The following is a 381-nucleotide window of genomic DNA, read 5'->3' as shown; positions in this document are numbered from 1 at the left end:
TATGAAGAGAGTGGTGTGTTTATCCATGGCGGCGGTTTTGGCGGTATCCACTGCTGCATGCGGGAAAAAAGAGACAGAGACAGATGGAAATGGTGAGGCTCCAGCCACGATTCGTATCGTAACCAGTGTAGACGCGCAGTTCCAGGTTGATAACAATCCGGTTATTGAAGCTATTGAAAAAGCGGCCAATGTGAAACTGGAGATTGAGGTGCCTCCGATAAACAATTATCTGGATCGTTTAAATGTTATCATGGCATCAGGAGAACTGCCGGATATCGTCTTCCTTCAGGAAACCTCGGATTCCTCTTTTTACAAATGGGCGGACGACGGGCTTTTAATCCCTCTCGACGAGTATCTGCCGTCACTTCCCAATGTCACGGC

The 381-nt window shown here is 48.0% G+C and carries 1 pseudogene; it reads left to right on the top strand.

The annotated features are described in order from the left end of the window. A pseudogene (locus tag NE473_RS30570) lies at nt 1-381 on the top strand (extracellular solute-binding protein); the annotation flags it as partial.

It is taken from the genome of Hungatella sp. SL.1.14 (assembly GCF_024460495.1).
Classification (GTDB): Bacteria; Bacillota; Clostridia; order Lachnospirales; family Lachnospiraceae; genus Hungatella; species Hungatella hathewayi.
The sequence above is the reverse complement of the archived record's forward strand: the minus strand, read 5'-3'. Positions and strand labels throughout refer to the sequence as shown.